Source organism: Proteiniclasticum sp. (assembly GCF_003514505.1).
In the GTDB taxonomy this organism is placed as follows: domain Bacteria; phylum Bacillota; class Clostridia; order Clostridiales; family Clostridiaceae; genus Proteiniclasticum.
On sequence record NZ_DOPX01000029.1, the window covers coordinates 1 to 16,406 of the forward strand.

Annotated in this window: 16 protein-coding genes; 11 read left to right on the top strand and 5 right to left on the bottom strand. The window is 43.2% G+C overall.

The window, feature by feature from the left end; genetic code table 11:
- Positions 1 to 29: 29 nt before the first annotated feature.
- The gene (locus tag DEF30_RS10110; protein ID WP_294098917.1) at positions 30 to 812 is read right to left on the bottom strand and encodes a hypothetical protein; all 783 of its coding nucleotides are present in this window, start codon (positions 810 to 812) and stop codon (positions 30 to 32) included.
- A gap of 219 nt (positions 813 to 1,031) precedes the next feature.
- Between DEF30_RS10110 and DEF30_RS10115 the strand changes: the two genes are divergently transcribed.
- From DEF30_RS10115 to DEF30_RS10125, 3 genes are all read left to right on the top strand, one after another.
- Positions 1,032 to 2,540: a DUF1846 domain-containing protein gene (locus DEF30_RS10115; protein ID WP_294098919.1), complete on the top strand. Its 1,509-nt coding sequence runs from the start codon at positions 1,032 to 1,034 to the stop codon at positions 2,538 to 2,540.
- 175 nt (positions 2,541 to 2,715) lie between these two features.
- Positions 2,716 to 3,216: an RNA polymerase sigma factor gene (locus DEF30_RS10120; protein ID WP_294098921.1), complete on the top strand. Its 501-nt coding sequence runs from the start codon at positions 2,716 to 2,718 to the stop codon at positions 3,214 to 3,216.
- Positions 3,206 to 4,000, top strand: a complete 795-nt coding sequence (locus DEF30_RS10125; RefSeq protein ID WP_294098924.1) for a hypothetical protein — start codon at positions 3,206 to 3,208, stop codon at positions 3,998 to 4,000. The genes DEF30_RS10120 and DEF30_RS10125 overlap by 11 nt, the downstream gene beginning before the upstream one ends.
- A gap of 67 nt (positions 4,001 to 4,067) precedes the next feature.
- On the opposite strand, the gene DEF30_RS10130 is transcribed toward DEF30_RS10125, so the two are convergent.
- Entirely contained in the window at positions 4,068 to 4,955 is an 888-nt protein-coding gene (locus DEF30_RS10130; RefSeq protein ID WP_294098926.1) for a DegV family protein, read from the bottom strand.
- 183 nt (positions 4,956 to 5,138) lie between these two features.
- Between DEF30_RS10130 and smpB the strand changes: the two genes are divergently transcribed.
- Both smpB and proC read left to right on the top strand, forming a co-directional pair.
- Positions 5,139 to 5,612, top strand: a complete 474-nt coding sequence (gene smpB / locus DEF30_RS10135; RefSeq protein WP_294098928.1) for an SsrA-binding protein SmpB — start codon at positions 5,139 to 5,141, stop codon at positions 5,610 to 5,612.
- A gap of 26 nt (positions 5,613 to 5,638) precedes the next feature.
- Positions 5,639 to 6,445, top strand: a complete 807-nt coding sequence (gene proC, locus DEF30_RS10140; RefSeq protein ID WP_294098929.1) for a pyrroline-5-carboxylate reductase — start codon at positions 5,639 to 5,641, stop codon at positions 6,443 to 6,445.
- Positions 6,446 to 6,542: 97 nt separating this feature from the next.
- Here proC and DEF30_RS10145 read toward each other — a convergent pair whose 3' ends face one another.
- Positions 6,543 to 8,363 (bottom strand): flavocytochrome c, encoded by a 1,821-nt coding sequence (locus tag DEF30_RS10145; protein ID WP_294098930.1) that lies wholly within the window; start codon positions 8,361 to 8,363, stop codon positions 6,543 to 6,545.
- 169 nt (positions 8,364 to 8,532) lie between these two features.
- Here DEF30_RS10145 and DEF30_RS10150 point away from each other — a divergent pair, with 169 nt between their 5' ends.
- Positions 8,533 to 9,129 carry a TetR/AcrR family transcriptional regulator gene (locus DEF30_RS10150; protein WP_294098932.1) on the top strand — a complete coding sequence of 199 codons (597 nt, stop codon included), beginning with the start codon at positions 8,533 to 8,535 and terminating at the stop codon, positions 9,127 to 9,129.
- Between the two features lie 63 nt (positions 9,130 to 9,192).
- Here DEF30_RS10150 and DEF30_RS10155 read toward each other — a convergent pair whose 3' ends face one another.
- Both DEF30_RS10155 and nfsA read right to left on the bottom strand, forming a co-directional pair.
- Positions 9,193 to 10,107, bottom strand: coding sequence for a hypothetical protein (locus tag DEF30_RS10155; protein WP_294098934.1), 915 nt, complete (start codon positions 10,105 to 10,107; stop codon positions 9,193 to 9,195).
- Positions 10,108 to 10,195: 88 nt separating this feature from the next.
- The gene (gene nfsA, locus DEF30_RS10160; RefSeq protein ID WP_294098938.1) at positions 10,196 to 10,933 is read right to left on the bottom strand and encodes an oxygen-insensitive NADPH nitroreductase; all 738 of its coding nucleotides are present in this window, start codon (positions 10,931 to 10,933) and stop codon (positions 10,196 to 10,198) included.
- A 120-nt stretch (positions 10,934 to 11,053) separates the two neighbouring features.
- Here nfsA and DEF30_RS10165 point away from each other — a divergent pair, with 120 nt between their 5' ends.
- From DEF30_RS10165 to DEF30_RS10185, 5 genes are all read left to right on the top strand, one after another.
- Positions 11,054 to 12,007, top strand: a complete 954-nt coding sequence (locus tag DEF30_RS10165) for a Gfo/Idh/MocA family oxidoreductase (protein ID WP_294098942.1) — start codon at positions 11,054 to 11,056, stop codon at positions 12,005 to 12,007.
- 37 nt (positions 12,008 to 12,044) lie between these two features.
- Entirely contained in the window at positions 12,045 to 13,166 is a 1,122-nt protein-coding gene (locus tag DEF30_RS10170; protein ID WP_294098944.1) for a hypothetical protein, read from the top strand.
- Between the two features lie 137 nt (positions 13,167 to 13,303).
- Positions 13,304 to 15,124, top strand: a complete 1,821-nt coding sequence (pepF, locus tag DEF30_RS10175) for an oligoendopeptidase F (protein ID WP_294098946.1) — start codon at positions 13,304 to 13,306, stop codon at positions 15,122 to 15,124.
- Positions 15,125 to 15,152: 28 nt separating this feature from the next.
- Complete coding sequence (locus DEF30_RS10180; RefSeq protein ID WP_294098947.1) at positions 15,153 to 15,950, top strand: mechanosensitive ion channel domain-containing protein; 798 nt, start codon at positions 15,153 to 15,155, stop codon at positions 15,948 to 15,950.
- Positions 15,951 to 16,169: 219 nt separating this feature from the next.
- The gene (locus tag DEF30_RS10185; RefSeq protein ID WP_294098949.1) at positions 16,170 to 16,406 is read left to right on the top strand and encodes an NAD(P)H-dependent oxidoreductase subunit E; all 237 of its coding nucleotides are present in this window, start codon (positions 16,170 to 16,172) and stop codon (positions 16,404 to 16,406) included.

Below are 16,406 nucleotides of genomic sequence, written 5' to 3' on the forward strand. Positions count from 1 at the left end.
GCTTTAGCTGTGGGAGTGTCAAATAAAGGTCAATGAGCGTTTCTTTCAATCTGTACTCTCCTAAGCAAGGTTTCTTCAAGACTCTGTACGGTATCTTCACTTGAAGCCAAAGCATAAAGGATGAGGTTCAGATCCTCGTCTGGATAATAATGATGGAGGAGGACACCATACATGGGCTGAACTGGATAGAATTCGAAGCTTTTTGGAGGAATGCCATAAAGAAGATAGGAAAGCTGAAAGTCTCTTGGATGAAGTGGAGTTGACATGATAAATGAACCGGTATATTTCGTGAATGCATCGGATCTGATCATCACAGGGAAACCGGATTTCAGGACATGTTTCTTCTCAAACACCGCCTCACTTGAGGATAGTCCAAAGGATGGAAGCATGAGTTTTTTTACATCAAACTCCACAAGAAGAGCAAGCTCCTCTAGGGCTAATGGATGTCCAGCTCCTGAAACCCAGTAGGCGCCTGTAAAGGAGCTGTAGAGAGACTCATCAGGGTCCATGACATAGCTTCTGCCCAGAAAAAAGGAAGGCCTCCTGAAGGTATAGTCCACCGTGAAAGAAACAGGCATGTGAAGAGCCTTAGAAGCTCTCTCAGAGTCGTTGTATGTCAGGAGCACTGGCAGCATGGAAGTGCCATGAAGAGGCATTGTCAGTTCAAATCCAAGTTTATTTTCAACGCTGTTTTTTTCGGAGTACAGATCAAAAAACGGCAGTATAAAAATCATCCGAAGTCCTGGAACTGCCAGGCAGCAAAGAAGTACCGCCAATAAAGCGGCAATGGCTTTTATGAGGTGTTTTTTCATGACGGCAGCACTCCCTCCGATCTCTTTCACTTTGAAGGTATCACAAAGAAATGGAAAATATGCCCAATAACTATGAATAATATGCTAAAAACCTTTTCATGAGCGTAGCCGATGCTTTTGCCGTAAAATATGAAACTTAACATTTTTTCCATGACGTGTTATAGTTTATGTTGAGAAATATGAAACAAAGAGAAGACCAATAAAGAGCTGGAGGATGGCATGAGGAAACAGGGTTTTGATCCACAAAAATATATTGAGGAACAGTCCAAATTTATCTTGGAGCGTGTGAATGACTACGACAAACTGTATTTGGAGTTTGGAGGGAAACTCATTGGAGACAAGCATGCCAAAAGAGTGCTTCCAGGGTTTGATGAAGATGCCAAAATCAAGCTTCTTCAGAAACTGAAAGATTCAGCAGAAATTATTATCACCGTTTATGCGGGAGATATTGAAAGAAACAAGATCCGTGGTGATTATGGCATTACGTATGATATGGATGTGTTCAGACAGATTGATGAGCTCCGGGGATACGGGCTTACGGTGAATAGCGTGGTCATCACAAGGTACAATGACCAGCCTTCAACCAAGGTCTTCATAGCGAAACTGGAGAGAAGAAACATCAAAGTCTACACCCATCGTGCCATTCCAGGATATCCTTCTGATGTGGATATGATTGTCAGTGAGGAAGGCTATGGAAAAAATCCGTACATTCCTACCACTAAACCCATCGTTGTGGTCACGGCACCTGGCCCTAACAGCGGTAAGCTCGCCACATGCCTCAATCAGCTGTATCATGAGTATAAGCTTGGCAACCATGCGGGATACTCGAAGTTTGAGACTTTTCCGGTTTGGAACGTGCCACTGAAGCATCCTCTGAACATTGCCTATGAAGCTGCCACGGTGGATTTGAAAGATGTCAATATGATGGATTATTTCCACTTTGAGAGATACCAGCAGGTGGCTGTGAATTACAACCGGGATCTGGAAATGTTTCCGGTGGTCAAAAGAAGCATCGAAAAAATCACAGGAAAAGAATCTGTGTATCAGAGCCCTACGGATATGGGGGTCAACCGGGTGGGGTTTGGCATCATTGACGATGAAGTGATTAAAGAAGCTTCCAGACAAGAAATCATACGAAGAAACTTCATTACTGAATGTGACTATAAGAAAGGCCTTGTGGATGAAGAGATCTTAAACCGTATGAAACTGATCATGGAAGAGCTGGCATTAAAGAAAGAGGACCGGGTCCCGGTAAGACCAGCCAGAGACTATGCTGAGAAGCTTAAATCTAGATGTGAGAATAAAGAAGTTCCTGCTGTGATGGCATTTGAACTTCATGACGGCACAGTGATAACCGGAAGAAGCTCAAACCTCATGGATTCCTGCTCTGCAGCGATTCTCAATGCAATCAAGTATCTGGGACACATCGGGGACGAGATCTATCTTCTGTCTCCTGTTATCATCGAAACCATAAGAAGCCTTAAAAAGGATATGCTTCACAGTAAAATTACCACACTGAATGCAAATGAAGTGCTCATTGCGCTGACAATCGGGGCAGTGACCAATCCTACTGCACAGCTTGCTGTGGAGAAGCTTGGAGAACTGGAGGGGGTACAAGCCCATTCCACGGTGATGCTCAATAAGGATGATGAGCAGATCCTTAAGAAGCTCGGCATAGATGTGACTTGTGAACCTGTTTACCCTTCTGAAAACTTATATTATGTATAGATTGTTCTGGAGTCCTTTTACAAGGGCTCTTTTTTTGCGCCATCAGGATCTGGGGTCAGCTTCAATAAAAAATCAGAAACAGTATTTAGATTTTTTTCCTTAAGAAAAGTATTTGTCACTTTTTGAGACATTTCTGCCTATAGGATTGTATTACAAGTGAAAGGAGGGGAAGAGATTGCTGCAGACTACGCTTCGAAGCAGAGAAAATTTTGAGGAAATCTATGAAACCTATGTGGATATGGTGTACCGTATCTGCTTCACCTATCTGAAAAATACCGCGGATACAGAAGATATGGTGCAGAATACATTCATAAAATTCATGGAACAATCTCACTCCTTTCAGTCCAAAGAACATGTGAAAGCATGGCTTATCGTTACAGCTGGGAATCTTTGCAAAAATCATCTGAAACACTGGTGGTCTAAAAGAGCACCAGTGGAAGACGGGAACATGCCTGTATTCATGGAAGAGGAAGAGACGAGGGAAGTGGTGGATGCGTTATGGGAGATTCCTGAAAAATACAGAATTGCTTTGTACTTACATTATTTTGAAGGATACAAAAGTAAAGAGATTTCAGAAATACTTGGCATATCACATTCAACGGTTCGGACGCATCTTGAGCGTGGCAGAGAAGCGCTGAAGAACAAACTAGGAGGTGACTTTATTGATGGAAGATAGATTTAAAAAAGCTCTGGAAAATATCAAACCTACTGAACTGGAAAAAAATAGGATGTATCAGAATATTTTACATCAGGAGAGGCTTGCCCATGAGAAAAAGGGAGGAATAAAAATGAATAACAGAAGATCTATTTGGATGACAGGTGCGGCAGCAGCGCTTCTTATGCTGGTTTTCAGTGCCAGTTATTTCATAGGAAAGGATAAGGGCGACGTGCTGTACTCCAGTAACGGAGTAGAAGTAAAGGAAGTTTCTGAAGTGAAACTTGAAAATAATGGCGCAGGAGCCATAACCATGCTTTTCACAGAAAAAGATGTGTTTACACTATTTGATACAGATGCTTTTATGGGAACTGTGGAGGACGTGAAAAATATCAGCATGAATTTTGACGGTATAGTGCATTACCGCGCCATGGCCATATTGAAAGTGGAGAAGGTGTATGATGGAGAGCTGACACCAGGGGAAACTGTCCGCGTGATGCTGCCTGGACCCGTGGATACGGGACAAGTGATGGGAGCTGATTTTAATATCACCAGAGCGATGAAACCTGGTGAAAGAGGGATATTCCTGCCTTTGAAATATCAGAATGAGGAAGTGTGGGAAGAGAATGGTAAGGTGCTGAAGATGAAAGACGTGGCTGAGTATGCAATTCTCGACACGGAGCGGTTTGCATTTATGGAAACTGCTGAAGGACTTCTGTTTGCAAGGGATACTTTTCCGAAGATCATGAATGCAACATCCTTGGAAGAGATTGAGACCTATATTCAGGAGAAAATCAGCCAGTAGGTTCAGAATAGATCCAATAAAATAGGACAGAATGCGGTTTCTTGCATTCTGTCCTTTCTTCATCATTCTATGAGGGCTGTTGAGATTCTCTTTCTCCCACGAAGGTCAGACCAATCATGCCTGGGCCGGTATGGCTGCCGATGATAGGTCCGATCTGTGTCATAATGACTTCTTTCACATGAAGTTCATTTTTCAGCTTCGTTGAAAGGAATTCTGCGTCTTTTAATGAATCACCATGTCCGATGATGACCACCTGGTTATCAGCAGTCCCAGCACAGGATTTCATTTTTACGATCAGTTCAGAAAGAGATTTCTTTCTGCCCATGACTTTTCCAAGGTTCACTAGTTTTCCTTCCATATTCACACTGAGGATGGGTTTTATGTTCAGTGCAGTACCGATGTTGGCAGAGAGTGCGCTGATTCGGCCACCTCTTTTCAAATGCATCAGATCCTCTACTGTGAACCAATGACAGATTTTCTTCTTATTCTTCTCCAGCCATTCATAAAGCTCCTCAAGACTCAACCCTTGTCTTTTTTTCAGCACCGCATGGTAGACAAGGAGCCCTTGTCCTATGGAAGCGGCAATTGAATCCAAAACCAGAATTTGCCGTTCAGGATAGAGTTCCTTCAGTTCTTCAGCCGCCATTCTGCTGGCATTATAACTACCGCTGAGAGCGGAAGAAAAAGACACATGAAGGATATCCTGGCCTGCCTTCAGATAGGGTTCAAAAACACCCATGAACCTTGCTGTATTGATCATGGAAGTGCTGGATACTTTTCCTTCCCGTAGACTCCCATAAAAAGATGCAGTTTTCTCACCTTCATCCTCAAGATCCTGAAAATGACTGACTCCATCCAGAATATATTCCATTGGGATAACATGAACGTCAAGCTCTTTTATCACGGTGGATGGAAGATCACAAGTGGAATCGGTTATGATTTTATAAATGCGCATAAATACTCCTTTTATGAAATAATAAGGACTCTTCCTCTAAAACATAATAATACCATTGAATCATAAAGAATGTACCCCAAAATTAGCTTAAAATTTCCTGAACAGTAGGCCTGAGGACAACAAAGATAGGCAAGTGAATGGAACCTGTGATAAAATAGGGGTTGAATACGAGGTGATGAAGACATGGATAAAAAAGAACGAAAAAACAGGACCCTTGCTGAGAACAGAAAAGCCAGACATGATTATTTTATTGAAGAAGTCTATGAGGCTGGTATTGAGCTCATCGGTACAGAAGTGAAATCCATCAGAATGGGTAAAGTAAATCTGAAAGAGAGCTATGCTGAAATAAAAAATGGCGAGATGTTTATTGTAGGGATGCATATTTCGCCTTATGAAATGGGAAACATCTTCAATCGGGATCCACTGAGAGACCGAAAACTCCTTCTGCATAAAGAAGAGATACTGAAGCTTCAGCAGTTAAGCCAAAGAGATGGGTATACTCTGATTCCGTTGTCCCTTTATCTTAAGAATGGCCGTGTGAAGCTGGCTGTTGCTGTGGCGAAAGGAAAGAAGAATTACGACAAGCGTGATGCACTTCTTGAAAAGGCACACAAACGAGATGTGGACCGTGAAGTGAAAGAGCGAAACAGAATGTAATCATCTAAAGTTCGGGAGGCATGTATATGAAAAAAACCATCGGATTTATCGGCTGCGGAAATATGGGAAAAGCCATGGTGAGAGGATTCATCGAAAGTGAGTTTGCATTGCCCCAAGAAATCATTGTGTCCACACAAAGGGAAACGACCAGAGAGAACATCAAAGAAACCTTTGGTGTGCGGGTCACAGAGAAAAATCAGGAAGTAGCAAAGGAATCAGACATTCTTTTCTTTGCAGTGAAACCTTATGCATATGAAACTGTGATGAAGGAATCAAAAAGCGCTCTAAAGGATGATGCACTGATCATTGGACTGGCGGCTGGCGTCACCATCGACAAGATGAAGGAGTATCTGGGGCAGGAGCGGAAGATTGTAAAGATAATGCCCAACACGCCTGTGGCGGTATCTGAAGGTGTCATAGCCGTCAGTTTTTCAGACACCTTGACCTCTAAAGAAAGAAGAGAAGTAACAGAGCTTTTATCGGTGATGGGGAAGGTGACTGTCATTGACGAGAAACATATGGACGTCATCACTGGCATTGCAGGTTCTTCTCCTGCCTATGTATATATGTTCATTGAAGCCATGGCAGATGCTGCGGTGAAAAATGGACTGCCTAGAAAAGAAGCCTATGATATTTCTGCTCAGGCCGTACTTGGTGCTGCGAAAATGGTGCTGGAGTCAGGGATTCATCCGGGAATCCTCAAGGATATGGTGACATCACCCGGTGGCACCACCATTGAAGCAGTGGCGGTTCTGGAAGAAAAAGGGCTGCGGCATGCAGTGATTTCAGCGGTGGATGTTTGTGTGGACAAATCTAGAAAAATGAGCAAATAAAGAGTTGAAGAGTTTCCTAGGAAGCTCTTTTTTATTGCGACGGAAATGAAAAGAAGAGATGAATATTCATCCATCTCTTCAAAAAGCGATCTATTTGTTAGTTTCCTTCTTTGGCAGCAGTAGCGCCAGCGATACGTCCAAAGGTGTGGACATCAGCCAGAGCATTTCCACCTAAACGGTTGGCGCCATGGATTCCACCGGTGACTTCACCAGCGGCGAAGAGTCCTTTGATGATTTCTCCGTTCTGGTCCACTACTCTTGTTTCAGGGGTGATCTTAATTCCACCCATGGTGTGATGTACGGTAGGAACGCGCTTACCGGCATAGAATGGAGCGGTATCAAGTTTATCCATGAACAGTGTTCTACCGAACTCATCTTTTGCACCATCAACAGATGCATTGAAAGCTTCTACTGCTTTCACAAGATTCGCAGGTTCAACCCCGATCTGTTTTGCAAGATCTTCCAGGGTATCCGCTTTATACGCTCTTCCTTCTTTTACGAGGGAATCTATGGTTTCATTGAAGTTGTTTACCGTATCGCCAGTGGGATAAGAATGCTGATCCACGATGACCCACATCATGGAGTCGGTCTGCTCCATCAGTGCCTTGGTCATTACATCTCTTCTAGCTCCTTCGTCTACGAAGCGGTTTCCTTCCGCATTGACGAAGATTCTGTTTTCTACACCCTGCTCGATATTTCCAGAAAGACTTCCTGTTACAGGGTCTCCCATGGGAAGTAGCTGAATGTTTTCCATTTGGACAATGGATGCATTGACTTTCTCCGCCATGATGATTCCATCACCAGTAGCGCCTCTGTGGTTGGTGGTCTTGATGTTGGTGAGTTTTGGCCAGATGGTGTTATACTGGTCTCTCATTTCAACGTTTGAACCAAATCCGCCAGTGGCGATGATAACACCGTTCTTGGCATTTACAGTGATCTTTCCGTTCTTTCCTTCAGCAAGGAATCCGGTAACAGCTCCTTCAGTATCTACAAGAAGCTCTTTTGCTTCCACTTCAGTAAGCACTGTAATGTCATCTTTATGTTCATTGATGTAGTTCATGAAGGTATTGACATAACCTGTACCCAGTGGCTCCACGGGCTTGTGTGATCTTGGCCATAGAGCGCCAAGGACGGTGAATACTTTGTCTGTGAACTTCATGCCAAGGGATTCCAGCCACTCTATGGTTGGATAAGCATTTTCAACAAGAACTCGAACCAGCTCTGGATCGCCCTTTTTATCTCCGCCTTCATAGGTCTGCTGGAAGTGTTTTTCCACAGAATCCTCGATGCCCTGTGCAGACTGTCTCTTTGGGTCTACTGCGTTGAAAGCTGAGCCAGAGATGATGGTGTTTCCACCGACGTTTGGCATTTTTTCTACAAGCAGAACCTTCGCACCATTCTGATGAGCTGAAACTGCAGCTGCTAAACCTGCACCTCCACCACCGATGATTGCTACTTCTGTATCAAACTTCTGATCTTTTTTCTCTACCTCTACGGACTCTTTGACTTTTAGTTTCTCAACATCTGCACCAGCCTTCACTAGAGCAGCTTCAAGCGCAGCCAGAAATCCTTGAGAAGAATAGGTTGCTCCGCTGACCAGGTCCATGGACAAGGAAGCTTTTTCAAGAGCTGCTTCTGTGAGTGTGTTTACAGCTTTATCTCCAAGACCCTCTGTTTCTGTGTGTTCTGATTTGATTTCAAGAATGTTGTTCTCATCTACGGTTACAGTAAGGGTAATATCCCCATGATACCCTTTGGCCGTTCCTTCATATGTGCCAGGTGTGAACAGGCCCTCCTCGCTGGAAGATGGTGTTTCTGGCGTTTCAGGAGCTGCAGGCTCCTTTGTGCCGCAAGCTGCAAAAGAAATTGAGAGCATCAGCAGCAGAACCGCCGTAACTTTCTTTCCGATCTTTTTCATAATGTTCCCCTTTCGTATTGATAATATTTGGACGAACACGTTCGGTGAATTCGTTCATTTAAACATTATCACAAGGTTAAAATATTATCAATAATTGACAAAAAATAATAATTTCTTGGAGTAGTCTGAAAGTTTGGGGTATAATGTTTTCAGATATGGAGGGGATATTGTGAAAGAAACCAGAGGAACCACAAGACAGGAAAAAGCATTGGAGACAAAAGATAAAATCTATGAAGTAGCCATGAAAAAATTCATCACAAAAGGGCTTGAACATACTTCCATTTCGGAAATCTGTAAAGAAGCGGGGGTTTCCATCGGTTCTTTCTATACCCATTTCGAAAATAAGGAAGGGATCATTTATGAAACATTCCGACGTGCGGATCTGAATTTTGAGCATTTTCTTCAAGAGGAGAGAAACAAACAGAATCTTTATGAGCTGATTCTGGAATACATGGAGTATTATGTTGATTTTGTCTTGACTTACGATTTTGAGTTTATCAGGAGATTCTACAATACAGGGAACCATTACTTCGTGAAGGGGAAACGGCCCATGCAGGAGGTTCTGAAAACCATACTGAAAAGCCGTCAGCCCAAGCTTAATGAGTACTATGTGAAAAACACGGATGAATTGGTGGACATGCTCTTTATGACCTCACGAGGGATTATTTTTCATTGGTGTCTGAAAGAGCAAAGTTTTGATCTTCAGGAAGTGTCCAGAAAGCAGATGGAGATGGTTCTAAAGAGTGTTCTTCTGGAAGTGGAATAAGTATAAAGAACATAAAAAACATAAAAAAGAAGCTCTTTCCGTGGATATGGAAAGAGCTTCTTTTTAGTCTGCCATGTTCAGTCCCTCAAAAAAGTCTGTGGAGAATCCGCTCTCCTCCTGGTCAAGGATCATACCGAAGTCTTTGATACGGAACCATGATATTTCTCCGTCCTCATTTCGGATCGATACCCAGTTGCGGTTGTCTGTTTCCAGTAAAACAGCTTTCTCACCAGGCTGAAACTCATAAGCTTCTGTGGAATCAGACCTGCTGACCACGGTTTTCAGCTTTTTCAGAAGAGTGACTTTAGTTTCCATAGGATAGAGATCTTTTTCCACATGTTTCAGTTCTGTAGGAGAAACAAGAAGATACTCATCCTCATAGAAGAATGTCTGCATCACCTGACCCCGGGAGAGGGTAGAGACTCTTCCGTCTCCATGAACAATGAGCTTTCCGCTCATATCTGAATTTGGGATTTCCCCAAGAAATCCTTCCAGTTTTGACAGCACTGTGAGCTTTCCATTCATGTATCGGTAGAACACTGTGGCGTAATCACTGCTGGGCCCTTCCTCACTGACTGCAATCTCCAGAAGATTGTCTGTGGCGAGAAGATCTGTCACATGAAAAAAAGGACTGATCATTTCGCCTTCGTAGGACAGTGCTTCTTCGTTGACATAGAGCTCATAGGAGATCACTTCGTCATAATAGGGGTTGATGGCGGTTCTTAAAGAAATTGTATCTTTGATGCCGTCCCCGTTCAGATCTGCTTCAGTGTAATACTCCTTGTCAAATCCGTTCATCTGAAGATCGCGGCTTTCTACAACGATCTCCTCTAGAATCCCACCTTTTCCGCCGTTGTCAGTCTCTACTGGAGTTTGGGGGGGTTCTTCTACTTCATCAGGCGATTCCAGATTGGCACAACCGAAAAAAAACATCAGAAACAGAGTCATGAGAAAAGGTGTAAACAGGGAGCGTTTCATGGGGGTTCACTCCATTCGTATTTGATAGGTTCATCATACTCTTTTCGTTTGGAAGTCGGGTGACAAAATGATGAAAGTGAAGAGGGTCTTATTTCATGTTCAGCTTCTGTTCTGAAAGATAGGCTTTCATATGGGGGCGTAAGGGTTTTGAGAACATTCGGGCCAACTGCTGCGTATAATTATCGGACCGGTTCAGGCTGCTTCTCTTGCTGTAGTACTCGGAAATGGTCTGATCATACTTTTCCAACAGCTGAACTTCACCACCATTCTGATAAGTATCTGTTTTCAGAACCAGCTTGAGAGGGAGCCTGGGTTTCTTTTCGTTTACGGATGCGGGATATCCTAGGCACATGCCAAAAAGAGGATAGGTGTGTTCAGGAAGTTCTAGTAATTCAGAGACGATGCGGGGATTGTTCCGAAGTGCGCCGATGTATACACCTCCAAGACCCATGGACTCTGCAGCGATCATCAGGTTCTGTGCCATGAGCGCTGTATCCACGGTGGCAATGATAAATGCTTCTGTCTGGCCTTCCTCCATTTTCTCCCCATGGAGCGTGGAGCACAGACGGGCACGTTCCAGATCTGCCACAAACACAAGGAAAACCGGTGATGTTTCCACATGATTCTGATTACCGGCAATCTCAGCCATGATTCTACGTTTTTCAGGATCTTTCACCTGAATCACAGTATAGGCTTGCACAAAGTTTGAAGAAGCTGCGCTTTGACCAGCTTCTATGAGTTCAGTCACAGTATCATCACTTACAGGATACTCCTTGAAGTTTCTAATGCTTGTGTGGCTTTTCAGAAGTTCAATGACATGATTCATAAACATACCTCCAGGTTTTTCTTCTATTGTATCATAGTATAGGCTATTTTGAGTTTGGGTGTATAATAGAGATATATGACGGTTTAGAGTGAACACCAGAAAATGCAGGAGGTGGATTGTTTGGAAAAATTAAGGTATGGCATAATGGGCACGGGTAGAATTGTGGATCGTTTTGTTTCAGCTGTGCGGACATCTTCAGAAGGTGAGATCTATGCCATCTGTTCCCGGACAGAGGAAAGTGCAAGAAAGAAAGCTGCTGAGCTTCATATCACCACATGGTATGGATCCTATGAGGAGCTGGTAAAAGATCCGGATGTGGATGTGGTGTATGTGCCGACCATCAATTTCATGCATAAAGAACATGCGCTTCTCGCACTTGAACATGGAAAACATGTGGTGGTGGAAAAGCCCATGACTCTTACCCATAAGGATACGAAAGAGCTGTTTGAGGAGGCTGAGAAAAGAGGACGGTTTATCATGGAGGCGCAGAAATCGCTGTTTCTCCCAGTAACCGCAAAAGTCAAAGAGTGGCTGGAAGAAGGAAGAATCGGGAAGCTGAATCTTATGGAATACGATATTTTTGTTCCGGATGTTTCTTTTCAATGGTTTTACCATCGGGATAAGGGAGGAGGTGCTCTCTTAGGAAGTGGCAACTATATCTTTTCCCATGCGATGTATCTGGAAAAAAGTGATCTGATGGAGCTGAAAGGTCAGGCGGTCCTAGGAGATGAAGTGGATCTTCAGTGCACCTTTCTGATGAAATTTAAAGATGAGGTGCTGGCTTCCTGCAAGATTTCCACCTTGGCCAAGGGGGAGAGCCGATGTGTTCTTTATGGTACAGAGGGAAAGGTCTATATTAAAGATTTCTGGAAGGCCAGGGAAGCAGAGCTTATATTTAGGAATGGAGAATCAGAGAAAATTAAGTTTCCGGAACCCTTTGAGATGGTCTATGAAGTAGATCACATCAATGCTTGTATCAGACAGGGGCTTCTCCATAGTCCGGTGATGGATAAAGAGATGTCTTTATCCTGTGCCCGTTACACAGACCTCTTGTATGAGGATTATTACAGTTAAGGTGCTATGGTTGCTTGTCGGGACTGGAGGGATAAAGATGGTTCATGTCAGGAAGATACAAACAAGAAGAGAGATTCGTGATTTTGTGATGCTGCCTTTTCAGCTTTATAGAGAAGATTCTTCATGGGTACCACCACTGATTCATGAGATGAAGAACCTTCTGCGAGGAAAGAACAACAGCCTTTTCAAAGCAGGTCCTCATGAGGCTGTGGTGGCCTATAAAGATGATGCGCCACAAGGAAGGCTCCTTGTTGGCATCAACGAAGAGCTGAATCAGTATAAAGGAATCAGAGAAGGGTATATCGCGCTCTATGAATGTATGGAAGATGAGGAAGTCTCATCCGCACTGCTCCAGTTTGCAGAAGAATATCTGAAAAGCCATGGAGTTGAAAAGGTGAAAGGTCCCTTGTCTGTACCTGGAGGGGATGACTACAGAGGCTTTATCATAGATAATTTCAAAGATCCCACCTATGTGATGAATACCTACAACAAGAAGTACTACAATGACCAGTTTCTGAAGGCCGGGTTTATCAAGTACTTCGACTGTTACGCCTACGAGGGAAAGTTTACCATGCAGGATAAGGAGAGGCTGGAAAAGCTGGTGCCTTACGCCATGAAGCGGTATGGATACACGGTGGAGCCGTTGAACCTCAATGATATAGAGAAAGAAATGCAGGATATCAAGAGCATCATCGAAGAAGCCATGCCTAAAGAATGGGATGATTTTATGCCTCCTACAGAAGAAGAGATCCGGATGATCAAAAAGCAGCTGCTGCCTTTTGCGGATCCAGATTTTATATACATCGCCAGAGACAAAGAGAGGAACCCTATTGGATTTGATATTGCTTTGCCCGATTACAATCAGGTGCTGTCCAGGATGAAAGGACGATATTTCCCTTTTGGGATTCTGAAGTTCCTTTATTTCAGAAAAAAGATCAATGCACTCAGGATATTTGTGCTTTTTGTGACGCCCGAGTACCGGAAAAAAGGGGTTACAGCAGCCATCTACTATGAAGGGCTGAAAAAAGGCATTGCAAGAGGCTTCACTAAAGTGGAGGGCAGTACGGTGTGGGAATATAATCGGCCGATGCAGAACGATGCCTTTGGATTCACGGGTGAACCTTATAAAACCTATCGGATCTATCAGAAAGAGATCTAAAAGGAGTAGTGCACTTGACCATTTTGGTTTTCTATTCCTGTGAGAAACTAGCTTGTTTTTTTCATATTCTGTATTCCTCTTTTCGAAATAAAAGGGTATTTCAGGTATACTGATAAAAACAAAACCAGGAGGATCGTATGGATAAAAAAGTAGTTTTACGAAGTGAAGTAGATGTGGCTAAAACATGGGATTTAAGAGGAATATATGAAAATGATCACCGTGTGAAAGAAGCGGAAAATACTCTTTATGAGAAATCCGTGGAACTGGAGAGAAATTTCAGGGGGAAGCTTACGACACCGATATCCATCAATCTGTGTCTAGACGGATATCGGGAAGTGGTGGAGCTTGCAGGTTTGATTTCAAGCTTCCGATTCCTGGCGGTCAGTGTGGATATGACAGATCATGAGAATCAGGGAAAGAGTGTGGAGGCAGGGAATCTTATCTCCGATGTGATGGCAAGACTGTCATTCATTCAAGGAGAAATTCTTATGAATGAAGAGTCCGTGCTGATGGATGCAGCGAAGACAAGCATGGAGAATCAGCATTTTTTGGAGGATCTACTTCGGGAGAAACCTCATGCTCTTTCCATAGAACTGGAAAGAGCTCTTGCGGTGCTCTCACCGGTGATGAACTCCCCCATGAGTATCTACAATAAAGCCAAACTGCAGGATATGGATTTTGGCAGCTTTGACGTAGAGGGGAAGAGCCATCCATTGAGTTTTGTGCTTTATGAGAACCATTATGATTATGACAATGACAAGAAGATCAGAAGAGCTGCGTTTTCTGCATTTACAAAAAAGCTGAAGGAGTATGAGAATACAGTTGCAGGTGTTTACCAGACCCAGGTACAGAAAGAAAAAGCGTTATCAAAACTGAAAGGATTTGAATCAGTGATTGATTACCTGCTTTTTGATCAGAAGGTTACCCGGGAAATGTATGACAGACAGATTGATGTGATTTATAGAGAACTTGCTCCTCATATGAGAAAATATGCAAAACTTTTAAAGAGAATCCATGGTTTGGAGGAGATGACCTTTAATGATCTCAAGCTTTCTGTGGATCCAACCTTCGAACCGCCAATCACAGTGGAAGAGTCCAAAAAGTATGTGATGGAAGGGTTGAAAATTCTTGGAGAGGATTATCTGGAGATGATCGAAAGAGCTTTTGGAGAAAGATGGATCGATTTTGTTCAGAACAAGGGAAAATCCACGGGCGCATTCTGTTCCAGCCCCTATGGCAGGCATCCCTATATACTCATCAGCTGGACAGAAAGAATGCGGGAAGTTTTTGTTTTGGCGCATGAACTTGGCCATGCAGGACATTTTTACCTGTCACAGAGCCATCAGAATATTTTTGATGCGCGGCCTTCTCTGTATTTCATCGAAGCGCCTTCCACCATGAATGAAATGATCATGGCAAACCATCTGCTGACAACCAGTCAGGATAAGCGGTTCAGAAGATGGGTTCTGTCCTCCATGATCTCCCGAACTTATTATCACAACTTTGTTACCCATATGCTGGAGGCACATTATCAAAGAGAAGTGTATAAAATCATTGATGCAGGTGGCAGCCTCAGCGCAAAAAAACTCAATGAACTGAAAAAAGCCACATTGGAAGGGTTCTGGGGAGAAGATGTAAGAATTCTGGAAGGTGCGGAGAATACCTGGATGAGGCAGCAGCATTATTATAAAGGGCTCTATCCTTATACATACAGTGCGGGTCTCACCATAGCCACTGAGGTATCTGGCAGAATACTGAAAGAAGGGGCTTCTGCAGTGGAGGACTGGAAAAAGGTGCTGAAAGCTGGAGGAACCAAAGATCCTGTGGAGCTTGCAAAGATGGCAGGAGTGGATATCACAACGGAGGAACCCCTGAAAAATACCATTGTGTATATAGGCAGCATCATTGATGAGATTGAAGAGCTCACCAATGAGCTTTATGAAGAGCTCGGTGAATGAAACGGAGGAATGAATATTGTTTGAAAGAATGGAAGAACTGCTCATAGAATATGGACTTAAACTTATGGCCTTTCTTATTGTGCTCCTTGTGGGATGGAGCTTGGCTAAGTATTTGGTGCGTCTGCTGGAAAAGAATCTGAAGAAAAGTAAGATTGATGTCTCTATCCATGGGTTCCTGCTGACCATGGCAAGCTTTCTTTTGAAGTTTGTGGTGCTGATCACCAGTGCAAGGATCCTTGGAGTACCCACTACGACATTCATCGCCATGCTTTCGGCAGCTGGGCTCGCTGTAGGACTTGCGTTAAAGGATAGTCTCTCAAATTTTGCGGCAGGGATTCTGCTCCTTGTGACCAGACCCTTCAGCGTAGGAGATTTCATAGAGTCTTCTAGTGTATCAGGGACAGTCCTTTCTATTCAGATTTTATATACCGCCCTTAATACTGCGGACAATAAAAGAGTGATGGTGCCCAATAATCATCTGGCCACCTCACACATCATCAATTACAGTATAGAACCTTACAGACGGGTGGATAAAATCTACTCTGTGGCCTATGGCACTGATGTTCAGAAGGTTAAGGAAATCCTGATGAACATCGTTGTATCCAACGAAAAAATACTGGAAGACCGTGGCGTGATGCTTGGGGTATCAAAACATAACGAGTCTTCTGTGGATTTTGATCTCAAAGTCTGGGTCAAAAGAGAAGATTACTTTGAAGTATCTTACGGATTGAATGAGGCTGTGATAGAGGTCTTTGGAGAACAGGGGATTGAGATTCCGTATCCTCATCGTGAAGTCAGGATACGATCTGAAGAGAAAATGCAATAGAATAAGAGCAAAAAAAGAGGAGCGGACGCTCCTCTTTTCATGTAATGATCAGAATCAACAAGCATGTGCGGTGCTAATTAATAATGAATCTAATATAATAATAATTTTCATAAGAGGGTTTGTCAAGAGATTTCAGTCTGGATAAAGTTGTTAAAAAATTAACCAAATGATATAATTTGAGCTATGTATAATGAAACCTGGTGCTAAGGGGGAGTAAAGATGAAGATAGAGATATGTGTGGGCAGTTCCTGTCATGTACGGGGTTCTTATGAAGTGGTTAAAAATGTGGAAGCCTTTGTGAAAGATCAGGGCCTTGAACAGGATATCGAACTGAAAGGATGCTTCTGTATGGGGCACTGTACAGAAGGTGTCAGTATGGAAGTTGATGGTGCAGTTCTTCAAGTTTCAGAGGATACTGTAGTTGAACTTTTATCAGAAAAACTTAGGGAGAAATGA